General features: G+C 29.4%; 17 protein-coding genes. 9 read left to right on the top strand and 8 right to left on the bottom strand.

Features of this window, described 5'->3' with window-relative positions; genetic code table 11:
* Positions 1 to 55: 55 nt before the first annotated feature.
* Positions 56 to 826 (bottom strand): hypothetical protein, encoded by a 771-nt coding sequence (locus AAC008_RS07220; RefSeq protein WP_339888364.1) that lies wholly within the window; start codon positions 824 to 826, stop codon positions 56 to 58.
* A gap of 114 nt (positions 827 to 940) precedes the next feature.
* Between AAC008_RS07220 and miaB the strand changes: the two genes are divergently transcribed.
* The 9 genes from miaB (at position 941) to AAC008_RS07175 (ending at position 12446) form a co-directional block, all read left to right on the top strand.
* A complete protein-coding gene (gene miaB / locus AAC008_RS07215) occupies positions 941 to 2392 on the top strand; it encodes a tRNA (N6-isopentenyl adenosine(37)-C2)-methylthiotransferase MiaB (protein ID WP_339888362.1) in 1452 nt (483 codons plus the stop codon).
* A gap of 133 nt (positions 2393 to 2525) precedes the next feature.
* Positions 2526 to 3803, top strand: a complete 1278-nt coding sequence (locus AAC008_RS07210) for a sigma-54 dependent transcriptional regulator (RefSeq protein ID WP_339888361.1) — start codon at positions 2526 to 2528, stop codon at positions 3801 to 3803.
* A 15-nt stretch (positions 3804 to 3818) separates the two neighbouring features.
* Positions 3819 to 4322, top strand: coding sequence for an LptE family protein (locus AAC008_RS07205; RefSeq protein WP_339888360.1), 504 nt, complete (start codon positions 3819 to 3821; stop codon positions 4320 to 4322).
* A 13-nt stretch (positions 4323 to 4335) separates the two neighbouring features.
* Positions 4336 to 5148 carry a tetratricopeptide repeat protein gene (locus AAC008_RS07200; RefSeq protein ID WP_339888358.1) on the top strand — a complete coding sequence of 271 codons (813 nt, stop codon included), beginning with the start codon at positions 4336 to 4338 and terminating at the stop codon, positions 5146 to 5148.
* Positions 5148 to 5486: a preprotein translocase subunit SecG gene (secG, locus tag AAC008_RS07195; protein WP_339888386.1), complete on the top strand. Its 339-nt coding sequence runs from the start codon at positions 5148 to 5150 to the stop codon at positions 5484 to 5486. The genes AAC008_RS07200 and secG overlap by 1 nt, the downstream gene beginning before the upstream one ends.
* 139 nt (positions 5487 to 5625) lie before the next feature.
* The gene (locus AAC008_RS07190) at positions 5626 to 5901 is read left to right on the top strand and encodes a co-chaperone GroES (RefSeq protein ID WP_339888357.1); all 276 of its coding nucleotides are present in this window, start codon (positions 5626 to 5628) and stop codon (positions 5899 to 5901) included.
* Between the two features lie 86 nt (positions 5902 to 5987).
* Positions 5988 to 7613 (top strand): chaperonin GroEL, encoded by a 1626-nt coding sequence (gene groL / locus AAC008_RS07185; RefSeq protein ID WP_339888356.1) that lies wholly within the window; start codon positions 5988 to 5990, stop codon positions 7611 to 7613.
* Between the two features lie 79 nt (positions 7614 to 7692).
* Positions 7693 to 10059 carry a hypothetical protein gene (locus AAC008_RS07180; RefSeq protein WP_339888355.1) on the top strand — a complete coding sequence of 789 codons (2367 nt, stop codon included), beginning with the start codon at positions 7693 to 7695 and terminating at the stop codon, positions 10057 to 10059.
* Positions 10060 to 10079: 20 nt separating this feature from the next.
* Complete coding sequence (locus AAC008_RS07175; RefSeq protein ID WP_339888354.1) at positions 10080 to 12446, top strand: hypothetical protein; 2367 nt, start codon at positions 10080 to 10082, stop codon at positions 12444 to 12446.
* A 54-nt stretch (positions 12447 to 12500) separates the two neighbouring features.
* On the opposite strand, the gene AAC008_RS07170 is transcribed toward AAC008_RS07175, so the two are convergent.
* The 7 genes from AAC008_RS07170 to AAC008_RS07140 all read right to left on the bottom strand — a co-directional run bounded on the left by AAC008_RS07170 (position 12501) and on the right by AAC008_RS07140 (position 22713).
* Positions 12501 to 13247, bottom strand: a complete 747-nt coding sequence (locus AAC008_RS07170; RefSeq protein WP_339888352.1) for a DUF2490 domain-containing protein — start codon at positions 13245 to 13247, stop codon at positions 12501 to 12503.
* A 90-nt stretch (positions 13248 to 13337) separates the two neighbouring features.
* Complete coding sequence (locus tag AAC008_RS07165) at positions 13338 to 14936, bottom strand: SulP family inorganic anion transporter (protein WP_339888351.1); 1599 nt, start codon at positions 14934 to 14936, stop codon at positions 13338 to 13340.
* 89 nt (positions 14937 to 15025) lie between these two features.
* A complete protein-coding gene (locus AAC008_RS07160; RefSeq protein WP_339888350.1) occupies positions 15026 to 16894 on the bottom strand; it encodes a proton-conducting transporter membrane subunit in 1869 nt (622 codons plus the stop codon).
* A 6-nt stretch (positions 16895 to 16900) separates the two neighbouring features.
* Complete coding sequence (locus tag AAC008_RS07155; RefSeq protein WP_339888349.1) at positions 16901 to 19390, bottom strand: DUF2309 domain-containing protein; 2490 nt, start codon at positions 19388 to 19390, stop codon at positions 16901 to 16903.
* A gap of 160 nt (positions 19391 to 19550) precedes the next feature.
* Entirely contained in the window at positions 19551 to 19931 is a 381-nt protein-coding gene (locus AAC008_RS07150) for a hypothetical protein (protein WP_339888348.1), read from the bottom strand.
* 112 nt (positions 19932 to 20043) lie between these two features.
* Positions 20044 to 20397 (bottom strand): metal transporter, encoded by a 354-nt coding sequence (locus AAC008_RS07145; protein WP_339888347.1) that lies wholly within the window; start codon positions 20395 to 20397, stop codon positions 20044 to 20046.
* Between the two features lie 72 nt (positions 20398 to 20469).
* On the bottom strand, positions 20470 to 22713 hold the full coding sequence (locus AAC008_RS07140) for a TonB-dependent receptor (RefSeq protein WP_339888346.1): 2244 nt from the start codon (positions 22711 to 22713) through the stop codon (positions 20470 to 20472).
* Positions 22714 to 22746: the final 33 nt, after the last annotated feature.

Below are 22746 nucleotides of genomic sequence, written 5' to 3'. Positions count from 1 at the left end.
TTGCGCAAAAGTATGCGTTTTTTTTAAACTTTCAACTTTTAACGTTTTATTCCATTTATATTTCTTCTGATTGCCCTATGGAATTTAACTCATTTTGATCATCAAAACCAATTGCGTGTTTGTATACATAATATAAAGGTATAAGCACTATAGCGAAAGTAGCAAAGATACCTATACCACATAAAAATATCCCCAACATTGACACGAATGAAGTTACTAATCTAAGTAGAAAAGTTTGAGCCCAATTTTTATTACCAATTGCAAAAGCCAATTTAACTATTTCAGTTGCAGACAAATCTTGATTAAAAGCATATATAACAATAATATAACTTATAGGAATTGATGTGTAAATTATTGGGAAAACACACATTAAATATGAAACCAATATCACTAGCAATTGAAGTATACTTACTCTAAATGTTTTAAAAATTCTATTCCCTTTTAACAAAACAAACATATCGCTTGTTGTAAACATTTCATTATGATCAGCTTTTTTATAAACCACATACAACCCTCCTAATAACCCATTAGCTAAAGTAATTATACATGCAATGAAAAAAAAGACGAAAACAATTAAAAGTATTCCCATTAAGGCATAATAGCCATTCATTGAAGGAGTATCTATAAAATTTGAAGAAGTTACCAAAGCAATAATTGGCATTGCTAAAAGAAACTGAACAAAAATAATTGAAGCAAAAAGCAGAACAAACATCATTAAGCCTTGAGTCCAAGTTTTCTTAAACAATTCAATTGACTGATTGAATACTGTTCCAAAATCAGCTGGATAACTGTTTTTAATTTTTTCTTTACTATTTGCAAAAGACATATTTTGATTTTTTTTTCACAATATTACTAATTTATAGTTAAACTAAATCTGCCAACTTGTCATATTTTGTAATTTAGTATTATATTTGCCTTCTGAAATATAGGAATTTTGAATATGGAAAAGGTAATCGACGAAAACAAGCAAGGAGAAAGATTAGTCCTTGAACAAAAAAACACAAATACAAAAAAACTTTTTATTGAAAGTTATGGCTGTGCTATGAATTTTTCAGACAGTGAAATTGTAGCTTCAATTCTTAATGAACAAGGTTACAATACAACTCAAGTTCTTGAAGAAGCAGATTTAGTTTTAGTAAACACTTGTTCAATTAGAGATAAAGCTGAACAAACAATTAGAAAACGTTTAGAAAAATATAATGCTGTAAAACGTGATGTGAATCCAAAAATGAAAGTTGGAGTTCTTGGTTGTATGGCTGAACGATTAAAAGAACAGTTTTTAGAACAAGAAAAAATTGTTGATTTGGTAGTTGGACCAGATGCTTACAAAGACTTACCAAATTTATTAGCTGAAGTTGAAGATGGCCGTGATGCAATAAATGTAATATTATCAAAAGAAGAAACTTACGGAGATATTTCTCCGGTTAGATTAAATAGTAACGGTGTAACGGCATTTGTTTCAATCACTCGTGGTTGTGATAACATGTGCACCTTTTGCGTTGTTCCTTTTACAAGAGGAAGAGAACGTAGTAGAGAACCACAAAGTATTATTCAAGAAATTCAAGATTTATGGGACAAAGGCTTTAAAGAAGTTTGTCTTTTAGGGCAAAATGTGGATAGTTATTTATGGTATGGTGGCGGACTGAAGAAAGATTTTGTAAAAGCATCTGAAATGGAAAAAGCAACTTCGGTTGACTTTGCTCAATTACTTGAAATGTGTGCAATTGCGTTTCCTAAAATGCGTTTTAGATTTTCTACATCAAACCCACAAGATATGCATGAAGAAGTTTTGCACGTAATTGCAAATCACCATAATGTTTGTAATTATGTTCATTTACCAGTTCAAAGTGGAAGCACTCGAATATTAAAAGAAATGAATCGTCAACATACTCGTGAAGAATATATGACACTTGTTGATAAAATTAAAGCTATCATTCCAAACGTAACAATTTCTCAAGATTTAATAGCTGGTTTCCCAACAGAAACCGAAGAAGACCATAAAGACACTTTAAGTTTAATGGAATATGTTCAATATGATTTTGGCTATATGTTCTCTTATTCTGAAAGACCAGGAACACTTGCCGCAAGAAAATTAGAAGATGATGTTCCTGAAGTAGTTAAGAAAAGACGTTTGCAAGAAATAGTTGATTTACAACAAAAAATTAGTGAAACAAGAACAAAACGATTCGTAGGTGAAGTTGTTGAAGTTCTAATTGAAAAAGCATCAAAAAAATCAGACCAAGAATGGAGTGGAAAAAACTCTGAAAATATGGTTACTGTTTTTCCAAAAGAAAACTATAAAGTTGGAGAATTTGTTCTAGTAAAAATAAAAGACTGTACAGGTGCAACTCTAAAAGGAGAAGCAGTTGGTTATAGTGAAGTTATGAATTAGTTTAAAAGGTTAATGGGTTAAGAGTTTAAAAGGTATTGCGTGTAAAAAATTATTATAATTGGAAACAAATATTTAATTACGAAAGCCTCATAAACTTTTAAACCTATAAACTTTTAACCCTTTTTAAATAAATATGGAAAGCATACAAAACATAAAACAACGATTTGAAATTATTGGAAATGATCCAAAACTAAATCGTGCTATTGAAAAAGCTATCCAAGTAGCGCCAACAGACATTTCCGTATTAATTACTGGAGAAAGTGGTGTTGGAAAGGAAAGTATGCCTAAAATAATCCATTCCCTTTCGCATAGAAAACATGGAAAATATATTGCCGTAAACTGTGGAGCAATTCCAGAAGGAACAATTGACAGTGAACTATTTGGACATGAAAAAGGTTCATTTACCGGTGCTACTGGAGCTCGCGATGGTTATTTTGAAGTTGCAGATGGTGGAACAATTTTTTTAGATGAAGTTGGAGAATTACCTTTAACAACTCAAGTTCGTTTACTTCGTGTTTTAGAGAATGGTGAATTTATTAAAGTAGGTTCTTCAAAAGTTCAAAAAACTAATGTTAGAATTGTTGCAGCAACAAACGTCAACATGTTTGAAGCTATTGAAAAAGGAAAGTTTAGAGAAGACTTATATTATAGATTAAGTACAGTTGAAATACTATTACCTCCTTTAAGGGAAAGAAAAGACGACATTCATTTATTGTTTCGCAAATTTGCTTCAGATTTTGCCCATAAATATAATATGCCTCCAATAAAATTGGACGAAAATGCTGCTCAATATTTAATAAAATATAGATGGAATGGAAACATTCGACAATTGCGAAATATTGCTGAACAAGTTTCAGTTTTAGAAACTAATCGAGAAATTTCATTACAAACCCTTCACTCCTATTTACCCCAAGAAGGTTCAAATTTACCCGCTTTAATAAAGGATAAAAAAGCAGAAAACGACTTCAGTAACGAAAGAGAGATTCTGTACAAAGTACTTTTTGACATGAAAAGTGACTTGTCTGATTTAAAAAAACTAACTCTTGACTTAATCAAAAATGGAAATTCTAACGTACAAGAAGCCAACAAAGGTTTGATTCAGAAAATTTATGGTAAATCCGAAGAAAATAAAACTACTTTTGACGAGGAACCAAGACTAGAAATGATTCCATCTAAAACGCATCAAAATCAAGAACAATATGAAGACATTGAAGATGAAGATGAAGATGATGGTAATTACCTTTTTGCAGAAGCAATAGAAGAGGAAGAAACATTAAGTCTAGAAGCAAAAGAAATAGAATTAATTAAAAAATCTTTAGAAAGAAACAAAGGAAAAAGAAAAGCAGCAGCTGATGAGTTAGGAATTTCTGAAAGGACTTTATATAGAAAAATCAAGCAATATGACCTTTAAAAATCAGATTTAAAAATGAAAAAAACACAATATATAGTATTAATTCTTGTTTCGATTCTATTGAATGGTTGTGGTGCATATAACTTTACTGGAGCAAAACCAATTGAAGCTAAAACATTTCAGGTAAACTATTTTGCAAATAATGCAGACCTAATTGAACCTGGAATCGAAAGAACCTTTACTTTAAAATTACAAGATTTAATACAAGATCAGACTAATTTAAACCTAACAAATGCTGGTGGAGAATTATTATTTGAAGGTGAAATAACAGAGTACAGAATCACTCCAATGACTGCAACGGCTGACCAAACAGCAGCACAAAACAGATTAACAATTTCTATAAATGTTAGATATACCAATAGAAACAAAGAAGAAGACGATTTTGAAAAACGATTTTCTTTTTACAACGATTTTGACGGTAACACTCAATTAACAGGATCGCAATTAACAAAATCATTAGACGTAATTTTTGATAGAATTACACAAGACATTTTTAATGAAGCTTTGGCTAAATGGTAAAAAATAATTCAAATTGAACATAAGTAAAATAACATATTTATTAAACAATCCTGATGCTGTAGATGAAAATCAAACTATGGCATTGGAAACTATTTTAAATCAATACCCTTATTTTCAAGGCATGCGTGCTTTATATCTAAAAGGCTTATATAATTTAAATAGTTACAGATATAATTTTGAATTAAAAAAAACCGCAGCACATACAACGGATAGAACTATTTTATTTGATTTCGTAACTTCAGATAATTTCAAAACAGTAAACACAGAATTAATTGAAAAACAACAAAAAGAAATAAATGAAATTTTTGTAGGAAGTTTTGAAATCTTAAACCCTAATGCATTACAAAATAATATTGAAGTAGAAGAGTTTAAAGCTTCTAATGAAAAAAGTGTAGAGCCATTATCAGAAATTGAAGAAAAACTAGACATAAATAAGCCTTTACATTTTGAATCTCAAGAAAAACATTCTTTCTCAGAATGGCTACAATTAACAAAATTTGCACCAATTGAAAGAGAAATTGAAGAAACTGAAGAAAATTTTCCAGAAGAAAAAAAGAAAAAATTAGATATTATAGACAGGTTTATTGAGACCAATCCAAAAATTGGCCCTCTTAAAGAAACTGCTATAAACACTGCTATTATTGAAAAAGTTTCGCAAGAACCAACTCATTTAATGACAGAAACATTAGCCAGAATTTACTTGGAACAAAAAAAATATAAGAAAGCAATTCAAGCTTATGAAATATTAATTTTGAAATATCCAGAAAAAAGTATTTTCTTTGCAACCCGAATAAAAGATATAAAGGATTTACAACAAAATAATTAATTATGGGATTTACAGGTTTTTTAATAGCAATTACAATAGTATGTTTTCTATTAATATTAGCAATTATGGTACAAAACCCTAAAGGTGGAGGATTATCTTCTTCTTTTGGAGGTACACAACAAATAGGTGGTGTTCAAAAAACTACAGACTTTTTAGATAAAAGTACTTGGTATTTAGGAATAGCGTTAATCGTTTTAATTTTCTTATCTACTTTAAGTTTTGAAAATGGTGGTGTTAACGGTTCAAAGATCGTAAACGAAAGCGAAATTACTGCTCCAGTAGTTCCTACAACTCCAGCAGCAACAGCAACTCAACCAAACGACACTATTGCTAAATAATTCTTTAGTAACTATATAAATAAATGCCAGCCTGTCAGTGCTGGCTTTTTTTATTGGAAAAAATGGCATAAATATAGCATTGGCATAATTTCTGAATTTAAACAAATAGAACATTTAATAAATTAAAACACATAAAACTATGTCATTAAACATAAAACCACTTTCAGATAGAGTAGTAATTGAGGCAATGGCTGCAGAAACTACAACAGCTTCAGGATTAATTATTCCTGATACGGCTAAAGAAAAACCACAAAAAGGAACAGTTGTAGCAGTTGGGAACGGTAAAAAAGATTACACAATGACTGTTAAAGTTGGAGATACAGTATTGTACGGCAAATATGCTGGTACAGAATTAAAATATGAAGGTAATGATTACCTAATTATGAAAGAAGAAGAAATTTACGCAATTATTTAATTAGAGTATTAAGACATAAGTATTAAGAATTAAGATTAATAAATTGCCGTTCGGCTATAGCCAACGGATAAAAAAATAAAAATAAAATGGCAAAAGATATTAAATTCGACATTGATGCACGTGATGGATTAAAAAGAGGTGTTGACGCATTAGCAAATGCAGTTAAAGTTACATTAGGACCAAAAGGAAGAAATGTAATTATTAGCAAATCATTTGGTGGACCAACAATTACAAAAGATGGTGTAACCGTTGCAAAAGAAATAGAATTAGTGGATCCATTAGAAAATATGGGAGCACAAATGGTTAAAGAAGTAGCTTCAAAAACTAATGATTTAGCTGGTGATGGAACAACAACTGCAACAGTTTTAGCACAAGCTATCGTAAAAGAAGGTTTAAAAAATGTTGCTGCTGGAGCAAATCCAATGGATCTAAAAAGAGGAATTGACAAAGCCGTTGAAGCAATCGTTGAAGATTTAGCTAAACAATCTCAAACTGTCGGAAATTCTTCAGAAAAAATAAAACAAATTGCCTCTATTTCAGCGAATAATGATGAAACAATTGGTGAATTAATCGCTACTGCTTTCAACAAAGTTGGAAAAGAGGGTGTAATCACTGTTGAAGAAGCAAAAGGAACAGATACTTACGTAGATATTGTTGAAGGAATGCAGTTCGACAGAGGTTATTTATCACCTTACTTCGTAACAGATGCAGATAAGATGATTGCTGAATTAAATAATCCTTACATATTATTATTCGACAAAAAAATATCAAACTTACAAGAGTTATTACCTATTCTTGAACCAGTTGCTCAATCAGGTAAACCTTTATTAATTATTGCTGAAGATGTTGATGGCCAAGCCTTAGCAACTTTAGTAGTAAACAAATTAAGAGGTGGATTAAAAATTGCTGCTGTAAAAGCTCCAGGTTTTGGAGACAGAAGAAAAGCCATGCTAGAAGACATCGCTATCTTAACTGGTGGAACTGTAATTGCAGAAGAAAGTGGTTATTCACTAGAAAATGCTACTTTAGAAATGCTTGGAACAGCTGAAAACGTTACTATAGATAAAGACAACACTACTATTGTAAATGGTGCGGGTTCTAAAGAAAACATTAAAGCTAGAGTAAATCAAATTAAAGCGCAAGTTGAAACTACAACTTCAGATTACGATAAAGAAAAACTACAAGAACGTTTAGCTAAATTAGCTGGTGGAGTTGCTGTTTTATATGTTGGTGCTGCTTCTGAAGTAGAAATGAAAGAGAAAAAAGACAGAGTTGATGATGCATTACATGCAACAAGAGCTGCTGTAGAAGAAGGAATTGTTGCTGGTGGTGGAGTTGCTTTAGTTAGAGCAAAAGCTGCTTTAGCAAAAATAAAACCAGAAAATGCAGATGAAGCAACCGGAATTCAAATTGTAAATAGAGCAATCGAATCTCCTTTAAGAACTATTGTTGAAAATGCAGGTGGAGAAGGTTCTGTTGTAATTGCAAAAGTATTAGACGGAAAAGCTGATTTTGGTTTCAATGCTAAAACTGGTGAATACGTACAAATGCTTAAAGCAGGAATTATTGACCCTAAAAAAGTAACACGTGTAGCTTTAGAAAATGCAGCTTCGGTTTCTGGAATGATATTAACTACAGAATGTGCTTTAATTGACATTAAAGAAGACTCTCCAGCGATGCCAATGGGCGGTGGAATGCCTGGTATGATGTAATATTTTACATAAAATAAAAAAAAATAATCCGACAAGTAATACTTGTCGGATTTTTTTTATATTTATAAAAAATACCGTCATGTATAAAACCTATTTACTACTGGCTTTTTCATTTCTTTTTTTGACTACAAATGCTCAAGAAAAAGACAATCACCAACTAATTATTAAATCTGTAAATGATTATTACAGCTTAGTTAGTGAGAACATTCACTTGCATTTTAACAAAAGTAGTTACTTGACCAATGAAACTATTTGGTTTAAAGGTTATGTAGTTGATAAAAAATCAAATGGTTTAAATTATGAAACCACTAATGTTTATGTAAGAATTTTAGATAAAAACAAAAATGAAATAACAAATAAACTATTTTTAGCTAATAGCGGAATTATCATTGGTCATTTAAAACTTGATAGTAAATTCACTTCTGGAACATACTATATTCATACCTATACTAATTTTATGAATAATTTTGAAGAAGACGAATCTTCAATTTTCCCTATAGAAATAATTAATACTAAAGACAAGTCAACAATTAGCAGTAACAATACAATTGACAAAGAATCAATTACTATTTCTGTTGAAGGAGGCAAATTATTATTTCAATGTGATAATACAGTTGGTGTACAAATTAAAAACTGTTCTGGAGAAGGAATAAAATTGAATAACATCAAAGTATATGATGCTAAAAACAATATGATTAATCAATTTTCAACCAATAGTCAAGGTTATGGGAAATTTGATCTTTTAAAAACCAAAAATGAACAATACAAAATAGTAGCAGAGCAAAACGAAGTAAAAATTGAAAAAAATCTTCCTCAAGTGGTTTCAGAAGGAATAACTATGAGTATTAACAACTATTCTGATGACAATAATTTCTCAATAAATGTTAAAACAAATCCATTTACTTTTGAGAAAATTAAAGACGAAAACTTTACTTTGGTTATCCAAAAAAACAATCAAGTTGCTTTAGCTGATTTTTATTTAGAAAATACTACTAAAGACATCATTTTAGAAAAAAACAACTTATTTAAAGGCTTAAATTTCATACGAATTGTAGATCAAAACAATAATTTATATTGTGAAAGAATAATTTACAATCATGTAGAAAATAATTCAAAACTTGTTTTAGAAAAAAGCAAAATAAACAATGATTCTTTACTTATAAAAGGTCATTTAAAAAACAAAATAGCTAATTTTAGTATTAGTATTCTTCCAAAAGAAACCACTTCAGTTTTTGAGAATGATGCTATCGCATCTCAACTTAATTTCGACAACTACTTAGCAACTAAATTAGAAAATTACTCTTATTATTTCAAAGATTTTAATCGAAATAAACAGTATGAATTAGATTTAGCCTTATTAAATCAAAATAATATTAAATATAACTGGAAAGATATTACAACTAAAAAACCTATTATTAAATACCCTTTTGATGTTGGCTTAACAATTGAAGGCTCAACAATTACAGAAATCAAAAACAAAGAAAATTATACCGTTTTTTTATCATCAAACGCAAACAGAATAAATCTACAAACAAATCTTGATAATGAAAATAATTTCAAATTTGATAATATAGTAGCTATTGATTCAACTAATTTCTTTATTTCATTATTAAAAAATAATTCAAAATATGAAAATGTTAATTTGAACACTAAAATATCAAATAATGAAAATAAATTTTTAAAATCTATATCAAGCAATTTTTTTAAATGCAGTACTAATAAATATATTCCTTTAGCAGAATACAATTCAGATTATCCTTATATCGAAACTGTCAACCAACTTAACGAAGTTGTTCTAACCGAAACTGTTGAAGAAAAATTTTTATACACAGAAAATTATGAAAATCGAACAGGAACAACTGGAGTGAAAATCGACGATTCAATAGCACAACAATACCAAGACGTTTTAAGTTATATTAGCACACATGGGTTTGATGTAAAGGTTGACATAAACAAAGTAGTCATTGCAACTAAAACAGCAAATTCATTTCTTGGTTCATTAGTCCCAAGCGTATATTTAGATGATGCACCATTAAGAAGTTTTGAAATACTATTAAACTTATCGCTTAAAGATGTAGAAGAAATATATCTAAACAAAAGAGGTTATGGTCAAGGAATGATTTCTCCAAGTGGTGTCATAAGAATTTACACAAAAAAACGATTTGGCACTACAAAAGAAGCTAGTAAAAATTCAAAAACATTTCAAATTAAAAGTGGTTTCCAAAAAGAAATTTCTTTTAAAAATCCGCAATATATGAATTACACAAATCTATCCTTTAGAAAATATGGAACTATAAATTGGATTCCTTCTATTTACACAGATGATAAAGGTGATTTTGAATTTAAAATCCCAACATTAGGACAAAAATCTATACTGCTTAATATTCAAGGTATAGACAATGAAGGCAATTTTTATTATGAAAATATTGAAATCGAAGTAAACTAAAAACAATTATTTATAAATTTATGTACAAAAACTATTACCTACTGGCTTTTACATTTCTTTTTTTGACCTCAAATGCTCAAGAACAAGATAACCATAAAACAATCACTAAATCAATTAATGATTATTACAGTTTGGCAAGTGAAAACATTCACTTGCATTTTAACAAAAGTGTTTACTTAACCAATGAAACTATTTGGTTTAAGGGATATATAATAGATAAGAAATCAAATGGATTAAATTATTCAACAACTAACGTCTATGTTAGAATTTTAGACGAAGACAAAAACGAAATTGTTTCAAAACTATTTTTAGCCAGTAATGGAATTATAATTGGCCATTTAAAACTTGATGAAAATTATTCTTCTGGAAATTACTATATCCATACTTACACTAATTTTATGAATAATTTTGAAGAAGATGAGTCTTCAATTATTCCAATTGAGATAATTAATACTAAAGACAGTCCTAAAACAAACAACAACAATTCTTTAGACAATGAATCAATTAGTATTGGCATTGAAGGTGGGAAATTACTATTTGATTGTGATAACACTGTAGGCGTTCAAATTAAAAATTGTAGTGGAGAAGGAGTAAAATTAAGCAACATTAAAGTATATGATTCAAAAAATAGTTTAATAAATCAATTTGCAACAAATGATCAAGGTTATGGGAAATTTGACATTTTAAAAACAAAAAGCGAACAATATAAAATTGTAGTAGAACAAAGCGGTGGCAATATTGAAAAAAACCTTCCTTTAGTCACAACAGAAGGCATTTCAATGAATGTAAATAACTATTCTGATGAAAACAAGGTATTCTTAAAAATCAAAACCAACAATTATACTTTTAACAAGAACAAAGACAAAAATTACACATTAGTAATTCAAAAAAACGATAAAGTAAATTTAATAGATTTCTATTTTAAAAGTTTGTCAAATGATATCATTATTGATAAAGCTGCTTTGTTTAAAGGAGTTAATATCTTAAGAGTTTTAGATGAAAACAATAATGCAATAGCCGAAAGAATGATTTATAATCATATCAAAAACACATCAACTATTGTTTTGGAAAAGAGCAGCATTTCTAAAGACACACTACTGATAAAAGGTCACCTAAAAGACAAAATTGCCAACTTTAGTATTAGTGTACTTCCAACAGAAACTATTTCTTCTTTTGAAGAAAATTCCATTACATCTCAATTAAATTTTAATGCTTATTTGATAAATAAATTAGAAAACAATTCTTATTATTTTAAAGATTTTAACCGCAAAAAACAATTTGAATTAGACTTGGTTTTATTAAATCAAAACGCTTCAAAATACGACTGGAATAACATCGTAACAAAAACACCAACAATAAAATATCCTTTCGATGTTGGTTTAACAGTTGAAGGTACTTTAAACCAAACCATTTCAAACAAGGACAAATACAGCGTGGTTTTGTCGTCTATAGCAAACGGAATCAATCTTACTGGAAAAATAGATGATAAAAATAGTTTCTTGTTTGAAAACATAGTAGCTACAGATTCAACAGCCTTTTTCATTTCCTTATTGGATAATAAATCTAAATACGAAGCTATTAAATTATATTCTAAAGTTTCTAATAACAAAAACAGGTTTTTAAAGATGCTACCTGAAATAAAAACAAAATGTAAAAACACAACTTTTACTCCTTTAACAGAGTTCAATTCTGATTTTCCTTACATGGCAAATACTACAGTTTTAAGAGATGTTGTTGTTGTTGACAAAGTTGAATTAAAATTAGAAAACACTACAAATTATTTAAACCGAGGTGGTTCACAAGGCTATAAAATCGATCAGGATAAAGCTGATTTATATTATGATGTAATTGGATTTATTCAATCCCATGGTTATGATGTAAGAACGGTTGGTGGGTCAGTTTCCATTACGAGCAGAACAGCCAATTCGTTTAGCGGTTCGCTAACTCCTTCAATATTTTTAGACGATGCTCCATTGGGAAGTCTAGATTTAATATTAAACATGAATTTAAGTACAGTTGATGAAATTTATATAAATAAAAGAGGTTTTGGAACAGGAATGACTTCTCCTAGTGGAACTATTAGAATATATACAAAAAAGCAATTTGGTGGTATTGGTAATGAAAAAATAAATTCAAAATCGCTGATTATAAAAGACGGTTTTCAAAAAGAGATTCCATTTAAAAACCCAATATATTCTTATTATGAAAACCAAGCCTTTAAAAAATATGGCACCATAAATTGGATTCCAAATCTATATACAACTACCAATGGCAATTTTGAGTTTACTATTCCAGTTTTAAATCAAAAAAGCGTCTTGGTTAACATTCAAGGTATAGACAATGAAGGTAATTTTTATTATGAGAATATTGTAATTGATGTAAATTAAAAAAATCCCGATAAGCATTAACTTATCGGGATCTTTTTTTAATCATCATTTCTATTATAAATCAAAATTTCTAACAAAAGTTGTTTGTAAAATTGGTGTTGAAATATAGGTATTGTTTCCAATAGGATCAAACTGACTCATATAACCGATTTGTAAATTTGTTTTAGGATTAAATTTATATCCTAAACCAGCGTAAAACCAGTTTCTTGACAATGATTTTGGTGCTAACTTATCTGTTTGAGGAATCCATACCTCATCAAAAGCCTGAAAAAACAAAGATTGATTGTTTTTAAATATTTTAATATCCGTGTTAACCGTTAAACGATATCTAAAACGATTTGCGTAATCTTTCCCTGTTTTAGAATACGTTCCGTCTACATTTTGACCAACAGTATCAAACCATCTATTTTCTTGACGCAAACGGTGTTGAAAATTAACTTTTCCAATTTTATTTTTTAACAGAACTTGTTCCCAAATGTTGTTTTCAACTACACCAATTTTTGGGTTTGGATTTGGATCATTTGGCTTGTTACTAAGATAAGAATATCCTACGCTAAACTCTACATTTTCATTTAAGTGATAATCTACAGAAGGTCTCCATAAAAAAGTACCTTGATCAGTTAAAAAAGCACCTGTTCTTTCGTGAATTTCATTTGAAACGCTCCAATCTTTATTAATATTTAAACGGTTTAATAAAGTAAACCAAGTATTTGTTTTGTCGTGATGAATTGTTTCTTGTGCAAAACTATTTATAGACAAAAAAACTAATGCCGTTAATGCAATTATATTTATTTTTTTCATTTTATATTTAATATTTTCAAACATCAAAGGCAAGAAGCATTTAAAAAAAAATTAAATACTTCTTCCTTTAACTAACTAAACAAATTGTTATTATTTATTTTTTCTACCAGATAATGGATGTTCTGAAAGGGGTTGATGATTATCTAAACCGATAATTGAAACAGTGCTATTATCATTAGATTCATAGTCATTTTTAAAATGTTCTAGGTTTTCCATAACAGAGTGATCAACTAATTTTGTTTTCTTTAAATCGATAGTTACATTAAATCCAGGAGGAATAGCTTCTAGTTTACGTTTTACTCCCAAATAATTTGTAAAAATGGCTGCTTTATCAATTTCAACTAAATAATTATTTCCTTCAAATGACACTAATGTTGGTGCTTTAAAGAACGATGAAATTGGTGTTCCGTTAAATAAATGAATTATCATTTTAAGTATAATTCCGGCAGCAATTCCTACTAATAAATCTTCAAACAATGTAAAGAAAATTGTTACCAAGAAAATAGCCAATTGTTCTTTTCCAATTTTAAATGTGTGAACAAATTCTTTTGGATGAGCTAATTTAATTCCTACAGTAATTAACATGGCAGCTAAAGCAGCATTAGGAATCATTTCTAAAATAGGTGCTGCTAATAATACAAAAGCTAGTATAAAAACTCCATGAAAAAAATTTGCCCAACGAGTATGTGCTCCGTTATTTACATTTGAAGAAGAACGAGCGACTTCAGAAATCATTGGTAAACCACCTAAAAATGCTGCAATTGTATTTCCTATTCCAACAGCTATTAAATCTTTATTCATATCTGACTTACGTTTAAAAGGATCCATTAAATCAATCGCTTTAACCGTTAAAAGTGACTCTAATGAACCCACTAAAGCAAACATAATTACGTATTTAATAAAAACACCCGTTTGAGAAAACCCATCAAAACTTGCATTAAATCCTAATGCATCTACAAAATTTCCAATTTTCACTAATGCATATGCTGGTTCAGTTTCTTTAAAATGCATAAATAATTCACATGGAATTGCAAACAGCAATACTACTAAAGGTGCTGGAATTATTTTAATACTTTTATTTTTGATATAAGGCCAGCCCATCATAATTGCTAAACTCACAACACCAATTAAAGTTGCTTTTGGATCTAAATTCATTATGAAATTTGGAATATTAGCCAACAATTCTAAAGGCCCTTTTCCTTTCCCTAAAGCTGGATCATCATTTAATAAAACCGGAATTTGTTTTGCAATAATTATAATTCCAATAGCAGCCAACATTCCATGAATAGCAGAAAGCGGAAAGAAATCGGCTAATTTTCCTAATTTAAAAACTCCAAATAAAATTTGAACTACTCCAGCAACAACCATTGCACCAAGAGCTAATTTCCAACCTAAAATTGGATCACCTTGTCCAAATTCGGCAACAGAACCTGCGACTATTACAATTAAACCTGCAGCTGGTCCTTTAATTGTTAATCGAGAACCCATCATAAAACTTACTACAATACCACCAATGATAGCGGTTAACAAACCCATTACTGGGGGGAATTCTGAAGCTTTTGCAATTCCTAAACTTAAAGGCAATGCTAATAAGAAAACTATAAATCCTGATATTGCGTCTGTTTTAAAATTCTCTCTCAATCCTGCTAATCCGTCAGCAGGAATATATTTTTTTATGTTTGAACTCATTTTTTCGAATATTTTTTCATTCTGAACTCGTTTCAGAATCTTTTTGATTATTTATTTTAATTGATTTTTGATATTGTAATTGCCATTGGTTAAGAAGAACGATATGGCAATTCGTGATAAGTTTTAATATGTGGCCCAAGGAATAATCTTGTATAAATACGAATTCCAGCAATTCCGGAAACGATAAAACTCGAAGCAATAAAGAATGCCAACAACACTTGATGACTTTCAATATGACTAAAAATCAAATCTTCACCAATAAAAGTTGTTGTTATTGGAAAGCCCGTTACTCCTAAAGCAGCTAATAAAAAGAAAAAAGCAAATTTTGGATGTTCATATACATGTCCTAGATATTGGTTTAAGCCAACTTTAGTTTCCATTTTACTTAATTTTATTAAAGCTAAATAACCAACAATTCCTGCAACAACAATTCCAGATAAATAGACTACTAATTCTGAGTATTCTACTTTTTCATTAAAAACAATTGCAAGTGAAATCCAGAAATGATTCAAGACAATTAACATCCATGCTATAAAAGGGCTTTTTCGCTCAGAAAAAGATTTAAAGACAAACAACAAGCCAATAAAAGCAAATACCTCAGGTAAAACACTTATTACTCTTATTGGAACTGATTCTTTAAATTCAAACAACAAAATTCCTAAGATAAAAGTTGGAATAAATATAAGAATCAGTCGCTTTAAGTTTAAAAAATCTAGTGATTTACCTAATGTTTTTAAAGGTCTCCATAGAATTAAGTTTACAAATTTTTCTAAATTAAATTCATTTAAACTCCAAATGTATAAAGCATATTCCAGTCGTTTTGGCAACGTGTTTTTAATACCTCTTTCTTTAGCCTCAAAATTGTAAAATTGCTCACGAATCATGTAACTCACAACTGATGGCGAAACCAATAATTGATAAGTTCTTAAAAAGGCATTTCCTGCAAAGTGAAATAAAGCTAAAGTCTCTAAACCAAGTGCGACTTCTATAAAAATCAATCCAATTTGCGATATAGAACTATAAGCAATTTGACTTTTAACAGACGATTGAACTTTTGCCATATAAGCTGCCATGATGCTTGTTGTTAAACCCATTAAACCAATAGCAATACGCATAAAAGTTTGATGTTCCCAAAAAGGAAATGTTCTTAACATTAAGAAAACTCCTAAGTGTACAGAAAGCGAACCATAGAAAATAGCACTTGATGGCGTTGGTCCTTCCATTGCTCTTGGCAACCAAGACGAAAATGGAATTTGTGCTGATTTTGCAGCAGCAGCTAAAGCCAATGAAAGTGCAATAAATGTCCCAATTAAAGTATGGTTTTGCAAATGCTCATTTACTAATTCAAAGTTATTCATCTTCATGAAAGTAATATTTTCATGAAATAAATGATGACTTGCCCACATGGCTAATATCATTCCAATATCTCCAATTCTGTAAATTGAAAATACTTTAAAAGCGTTTTTTACAGGTAAATAACGTTCTCTATAAAAAGCAATTAATAAGAAAGATGAAATTCCGATGATTTCCCAACCAATGAAAAGGGTTTCAAAATTTCCTGCTAAAATGGCTAAATTATACCCAAAAAAGAAAAACAAAACAGTATTAAAAAAACGCTTGTATCCTTTTTCTCTATGTAAATAATAACGACTATATGTTGTAATCATTGAAGTTAAAAGTGCTCCAATAAATAAATACACTGCCGAAATCTTATCGAAATAAAAATCAATAAAAAATTCGTAATTAGCCGTTTTTAGAAGTGTAGCTTCGTTCAAATTTAAATGATTTGCACCATTAATTATCCAAAAAATAATAAAAATAATTAAGGCTACTAATTGTGTAAAAACAGTTCCAAATGCTAGCCAAGAAATTAAAGCTTCTTTTTTTTCTGGCAACATTAAACTTATGATAAAACCTACAAAAGGTAATGCTATAAAAAATAGTAATAACTCGTTCATCTTACCTTAATTTAATATTCCAATTGGAAGGTTATCAATAGTTTCTTCAGCTAGTTTTAATTCATCAGAAATTGTAATAATTTCTTTTTGAATTGGTGTATAAATTTCAAATTCGCCATTTTTAAAATGATGTAAATCTAAAGTATCAGGATGTACAACAACTAATTTCACCCATTCATTTATGAACCATTCATAAGTTGCAGGATTTTTTGTTATTGCATACTTTACTTTTTCTGGAAAATGCTCTACGATGACTAATAGGCGAATTGGATCATGAACTTCAATCATTTGACTTGGTAAGCCAGGTCTTAAATCGCCATCAATTCCATTAGCAACACCAATTAGTCCCATGACATTATGAGGTAATTTACTTCCTGCACCTAATTTTTGATTATCAACTCTTGAGAAGTAATATTCTAAATTAATTCCACCACCAACTGGAGCTACTGCATTTAAAATTCCAGACAAATAATCTCCTGATGGATCAACTGTATAATCATAGGAATTCATAAAAGAACGTCTGTCTAAAAACATGTGTTTAGACAAACTTCTTCTTCCTACAATACACATTGCATTTGTAGCATGATTTAGTTCTGGACGTGGTTCAAACAATGAAACCGAACGTCTTTTAATACTTTCATGAATTTTTTTAAGTGATTGGGTAGAATCAATTGTATCAAATCTACGAGAGCGTTCTTTAGCATTATTTAACAATGCTTCTTCAAAAATGATTACATTTTGTTGGTGCAAACTTTTATTCTCATCTGATAAAGTTTCTTCTTGATAAAAAGTAATTTCATCACGAGTTGTATCGTGTAAACCAGGCAAAAACTGTGTCTCATTTGGAATTTCAATTCCTCTTTGAACTAAAATTTCTCTAACTTCAGGATGATTTATGGCAAAACAAGCAACGGTTGCATTAACCGAACTTGGTCTACCACAACAAGCACCGCAATCATAACCTGCATAATGTGTGTTATTAACGCTTGTTGCACCATGACCAACTAAATAAACAATTGGAGCAAAATTTTTGATTAAACCATTACTTTTTAGTAAGCCTTCTACTCTATTTGCCATTTCTTCAACAGTGAAACCTACTTGCAGATTATCTACTCTATCAGTAACATCTTTGTTTTCGATATGTAATTTTGCTTTTTTATTTAAATGCTTAAAAGATGCACTTGTTGCAGGAGTCATTCTTGGTTGAAATATATTAACAAACAACTTTATAGCTGCTGAAAAACCAAGAGTTTGTGAAATTATCCATCCAAAAAACAAAGAATGTGAACGCTTGTGATAATGAAAATCTTTGGCATGTTTTTTCTTTCTATGTTCTTCTTTTACTAAAAAAGTTGGTGTCATTGGAGCAGGACAAAGCTTAGTGAAAAACTTGCCATTAACTGGTTGATAGAAAAATTCGAAATTAAAAAAAGCAGCAGTTCCAAAAGTAATAGCTTTTTTATCTAGGTGTTCGATGTGTCTTCTAAAAGAACATTCTCTATCATCCATACAAAAGAAAGCCTGAAAACTTGGTTCGTCTTTTTCTTCTAATGGTTTATATTGCTTAACAGTTGCTAATACTTGATCGTATAATGACCATTCAAAAGCTTGTTGCCATAAGGATAAAACTTCAAAATGCTCATCTGAATCAACTGGACTAAATAAATTTTGAGGATTTTGTTCAATTCTGCTAGCTAAAGGTGCCCAATTTTCTCCAAATTTCTTATCTAATGTATCAATTTCAAGAAGTAATTCGAAAATTATAAGTTCTTCTAAAGTGATTGATTTTTTATCTAATAATGATGTTGGATTACTTTCTAAAGTTGCTACCATTCCACTCCAACCAGGATGCGAAAACTGTTGATCAAAAATATAGGTTTCATAAAAACGTTCATCACCAACTACAATTTTTAATAAATCTGTAATTGTAGCTTTCTCTTCTAGTAATCTCTTAGCACGCTTTGTGCTGAAAAATCCCGAAAAACTAGTAAGTTCTAATTCACGAATTGAGGATAAAAAACCTTTATCATGAATTGGAAAAGACCACATAGCAATTCCTTGATCTAAATAACTACAAAGAACTCTAAATAAGGTACTATGCGTAGATTTATCAAGATTCATTGAATATTGTGATTTCCAATGAGAGCGTAAACTCCCAATTCTTGGGTTTAAAGATTCATCGTACTGTTTTTTAAGCATTTTATCTAACCAAACAGAAGCATTTTCTACACCTTTATTTTTATTTATGACCTGATTTAATACAGCAGCACTAATTTTATTTTTGTGAAAACGTTTTCTAAAATCTTCGATAGACAAATAGGTTTTATACCCAAATATTTTCGAGGATTCTTGCAAAGCATCAAAAAAATGTCTGTCTTGAAAAGCATGTAATGTATTGTGATGCACAAAGTCTTTTAACGGATTTTGTGCAGGTAAATAATGAGTTAAGTAATGAAGAACATGTTGTTCATCAAAACTTATAGTTGAATTATTCATTTTTTGAATGAAATAAGATTAATACATAAGTGAATTTTTGGATTAATTAACAGATATTTCTGTTATTCTGAACTTGACTCAGAATCTATGATTAAACCAAAATAACTTTTTGAGATTCTGAATAAAGGTTAAAGTCTCAAAAAATAATCAAAATTATGTATTAAGAAAGGTGTAATTTCCACTTACAAAACAAATCATACAACGGAAGATTTTGATTTGACTTATGGAAATTATATGCTATCGAATTTATTCCAGATTTAAATTTTAGATCAAGAAAATTATTCGAAAAAGAATAGTTGTGGTAAAAATCTAATTCAATTTCAAATTCTGATTTCTCTGATTCATTATAAACCAAGTCCTTATCTTCTAAATCTGAAGAAATAAATATTGGATATTGTTTAGTATCAGAATTAGAAACAATAGTTTTTGTTTCTAATTGAAAAGTTTTTTGTTCTTGGGTAAAGCTGTTCAATGCTAGCAGCAATGCCAACATTGGTAATATAAAAACTAGTTTTTTGAAACTGTATTTGATTATACTCACTTTTACTTTTAAATAACGAACAAATGTATAACAAAAAACAAATATGAAAATTAATATTGACTTAATTTTAAATAAAAAATCCCGAAATCGATTTCGGGATTTTTTATTTAATCTATTTTATTCGATCATATTGACAACATTCGTGCATTTCTTCATAAGCTTCATCAGAAGCTCTAACTATATCTGTGTCGTGCCCAACATTTGCAATTGCCTTTGCTACATCTTCTTTTGTACATTTATTCTCGTCGATAATAACATGAATATCTTGACAATCTACATGCCATTCTGCACTTTTAACTCCTTTAACAGAAAATGCTGCTTTTTCAATACGCTTTTCACACATTTCACAATTACCAGCAGCTTTTATAATTACTTCTTTGTTTTTGCTTTTCTTAACGGCTTTATCTTGAGCATTCATTGAAAACCCAACAAAAGAAAGCAATAGTACTAAAATTAATTTTTTCATCATATTATTATTTATTGTTATTATTTTTTTTCTGAAAATCTGAAAATCAAAAATCTGAAAATCAAAAAAATTCTATTTAATTTTAAACCTTAAGCCAACGTAATACATAGAACCAAAAGTTGGTCCATAAATCATACTACTATCAAAATACGAACCAAAAGGATCATTTGTTCCTACAATTGCATTGTTTTGTTTGTAATTTCCGATATTTTCTCCACCAACATACATTTCAAACGTGCTAGAAAAAGTTCTTGTAATTTGAGCATTTATAACTCCAAAAGCTTCTCCAAATTCATTTAAACGGTATTGGGGCAAATTACTTGCTGTAATTGGCAAACGTTGCTTCCCTAACCAATTGTATGTAGCATCAAATTTCCATTGTTGCCCTTTATCTAAAATATGTGTTTCGTAAGATAAATTAGCAAAAAATCTGTTTTTAGCTTGTAATGCTTTTTGAAGATTTCCAACAATATAATCTGTGTTAACATCATAATATTTATAAGCTGTTTTTAAATTCAAATGCTTTTTCAATTCAATATTAAATTCGGCTTGAAATGAATTGGCAACACTATTTCCCTTTAAATTATAGAAAACAACTTGTTGAGGACTAAAATCAACATCCACAACAGCTTGATTTTTAAAATCGGTTCTATAATAATCCAAAACCACATCAGCATCTTTACCAAATAATTTAAAATTCTGAATAAAACTTAATCCGTAATTCCATGCAATTTCTGGATTTAAACCATATAATTTTCCATCAGTATTTAAGATTGAGAAATTTCTGCTAGAAGCAAATAATTGTTGATTTTCGGCAAAAATATTTGCAGCTCTTTTTCCTCTTCCAGCAGAAGCTCTAACAACTGCATCTTTCCAAGGATTATATCTTATGTGTAATCTTGGTGTAACAAACGTTCCTAAACGGTTGTGATTATCAATACGAATTCCTGCAACAACTTGAAAGTTATCTAGATTATCATAATCATATTCAAAAAAAGCACCAACTGAATTATCGATTCTAGAAAAATCTTGAGCAAAATTTACGGCAACAAACTCTTTATATTTATCGTAAGTAAAATTAACTCCAGTGGTGAATTTATTTTTTGTATTTGTAATTATCGAACTGAAAAGTAAATTAGAATAATAACTTTTTTGATCAATATCATATTGGTTTAAACCAAAATATGATTCTTGTTTATGCGATTGAAAAGAGTTTTGAAAACCAATACTTTGATAAGGCATGTCTGGAAAGACGTAACCTGTTTTGTTTGAAATTTCCATTTTTTCGGTGTCAATTTCACTTCCCCAAGCATTTGTAGTTAATTTATCCGTATCAGGATTAAAAGCCACTTGACCCGCTTGTTTTTCGTCATTCATATAACGAAGATTTAGAAAACTTACAATTCCATTTTCAGCATCATTATATTGCCAACGGTTTAAAACATTAACTTGTTTTCCTATAGGGTTGTCTAAAAAACCATCGTCATTATTATCCGTTTTAGTATTTCTAGTATTTCCATGAAGAAACAACGTTGAACTTAACTTATCAGAATATTTATGATTGAAGTGTGTGTTTAATTCATATCTTCCACCCATTCCTGCATAAGCATTTAGAAAAAATGGGTCATCAAAGGCTGGTTTAAGAATTTCGTAATTTATTTGACCCGAAATACTTTCATAACCATTAATTACACTTCCAGCTCCTTTTGTAATTTGAATGCTTTCTACCCAAGTTCCAGGCACAAAAGACAAACCATAAGCTTGTGAGGCTCCACGAACCGAAGGAATGTTTTCTTCGGCAATTAAAATGTATGGACTTGTTAACCCTAACATCTTAATTTGTTTGTTTCCAGTCACAGCATCCGAATAATTGACATCAATAGATGGGTTTGTTGAAAAACTTTCGGAAATATTACAACAAGCAGCTTTTAGCAACTCTTTTTGCCCCATGGTTTGCACATTAGTGGCTTTAAACAAAGAATGTTCAGTACTTTTTAAAGATTTTGAGAGAACAACTTCAGTTAATTCTTCAACTGCTTTTAGTTTAATGGTTAAGAATGAATCATCAATTACTTCAACTTTTTTGGTATTATAACCAATATAGCTGACTACCAAGCTTGTTGTTTCTTGTGCTTTTTTAATGGTGAATTCACCGTTTTCATTGGTAACTACACCAATATTTGTATTGAGCCAATAGACATTTGCTCCTAGTAAAGTTACATTGTTTTCATCTACTATTTTTCCTTTAATTACCTCATTTTGAGCTTGAGTAATCGAAGAAACTAGCAATAGTAAATACATTATTTTTTTATACATAAATAGTTATTTAACGTTATTAAATCAATTCTA

Origin of the sequence: uncultured Flavobacterium sp. (assembly GCF_963975515.1) — a bacterium.
Lineage (GTDB): Bacteria > Bacteroidota > Bacteroidia > Flavobacteriales > Flavobacteriaceae > Flavobacterium.
This window is presented reverse-complemented; position numbering and strand designations above follow the sequence as displayed.

Bases quoted from the DNA above. Each gene is read 5' to 3' on its own strand.
- AAC008_RS07220 (WP_339888364.1), bottom strand. From the start codon at position 826: ATGTCTTTTGCAAATAGTAAAGAAAAAATTAAAAACAGTTATCCAGCT.
- AAC008_RS07140 (WP_339888346.1), bottom strand. From the start codon at position 22,713: ATGTATAAAAAAATAATGTATTTACTATTGCTAGTTTCTTCGATTACT.
- AAC008_RS07155 (WP_339888349.1), bottom strand. From the start codon at position 19,390: ATGAATAATTCAACTATAAGTTTTGATGAACAACATGTTCTTCATTAC.
- miaB (WP_339888362.1), top strand. From the start codon at position 941: ATGGAAAAGGTAATCGACGAAAACAAGCAAGGAGAAAGATTAGTCCTT.
- AAC008_RS07145 (WP_339888347.1), bottom strand. From the start codon at position 20,397: ATGAAAAAATTAATTTTAGTACTATTGCTTTCTTTTGTTGGGTTTTCA.
- AAC008_RS07190 (WP_339888357.1), top strand. From the start codon at position 5,626: ATGTCATTAAACATAAAACCACTTTCAGATAGAGTAGTAATTGAGGCA.
- AAC008_RS07210 (WP_339888361.1), top strand. From the start codon at position 2,526: ATGGAAAGCATACAAAACATAAAACAACGATTTGAAATTATTGGAAAT.
- AAC008_RS07165 (WP_339888351.1), bottom strand. From the start codon at position 14,936: ATGAGTTCAAACATAAAAAAATATATTCCTGCTGACGGATTAGCAGGA.
- AAC008_RS07205 (WP_339888360.1), top strand. From the start codon at position 3,819: ATGAAAAAAACACAATATATAGTATTAATTCTTGTTTCGATTCTATTG.
- AAC008_RS07180 (WP_339888355.1), top strand. From the start codon at position 7,693: ATGTATAAAACCTATTTACTACTGGCTTTTTCATTTCTTTTTTTGACT.
- groL (WP_339888356.1), top strand. From the start codon at position 5,988: ATGGCAAAAGATATTAAATTCGACATTGATGCACGTGATGGATTAAAA.
- AAC008_RS07160 (WP_339888350.1), bottom strand. From the start codon at position 16,894: ATGAACGAGTTATTACTATTTTTTATAGCATTACCTTTTGTAGGTTTT.
- AAC008_RS07175 (WP_339888354.1), top strand. From the start codon at position 10,080: ATGTACAAAAACTATTACCTACTGGCTTTTACATTTCTTTTTTTGACC.
- AAC008_RS07170 (WP_339888352.1), bottom strand. From the start codon at position 13,247: ATGAAAAAAATAAATATAATTGCATTAACGGCATTAGTTTTTTTGTCT.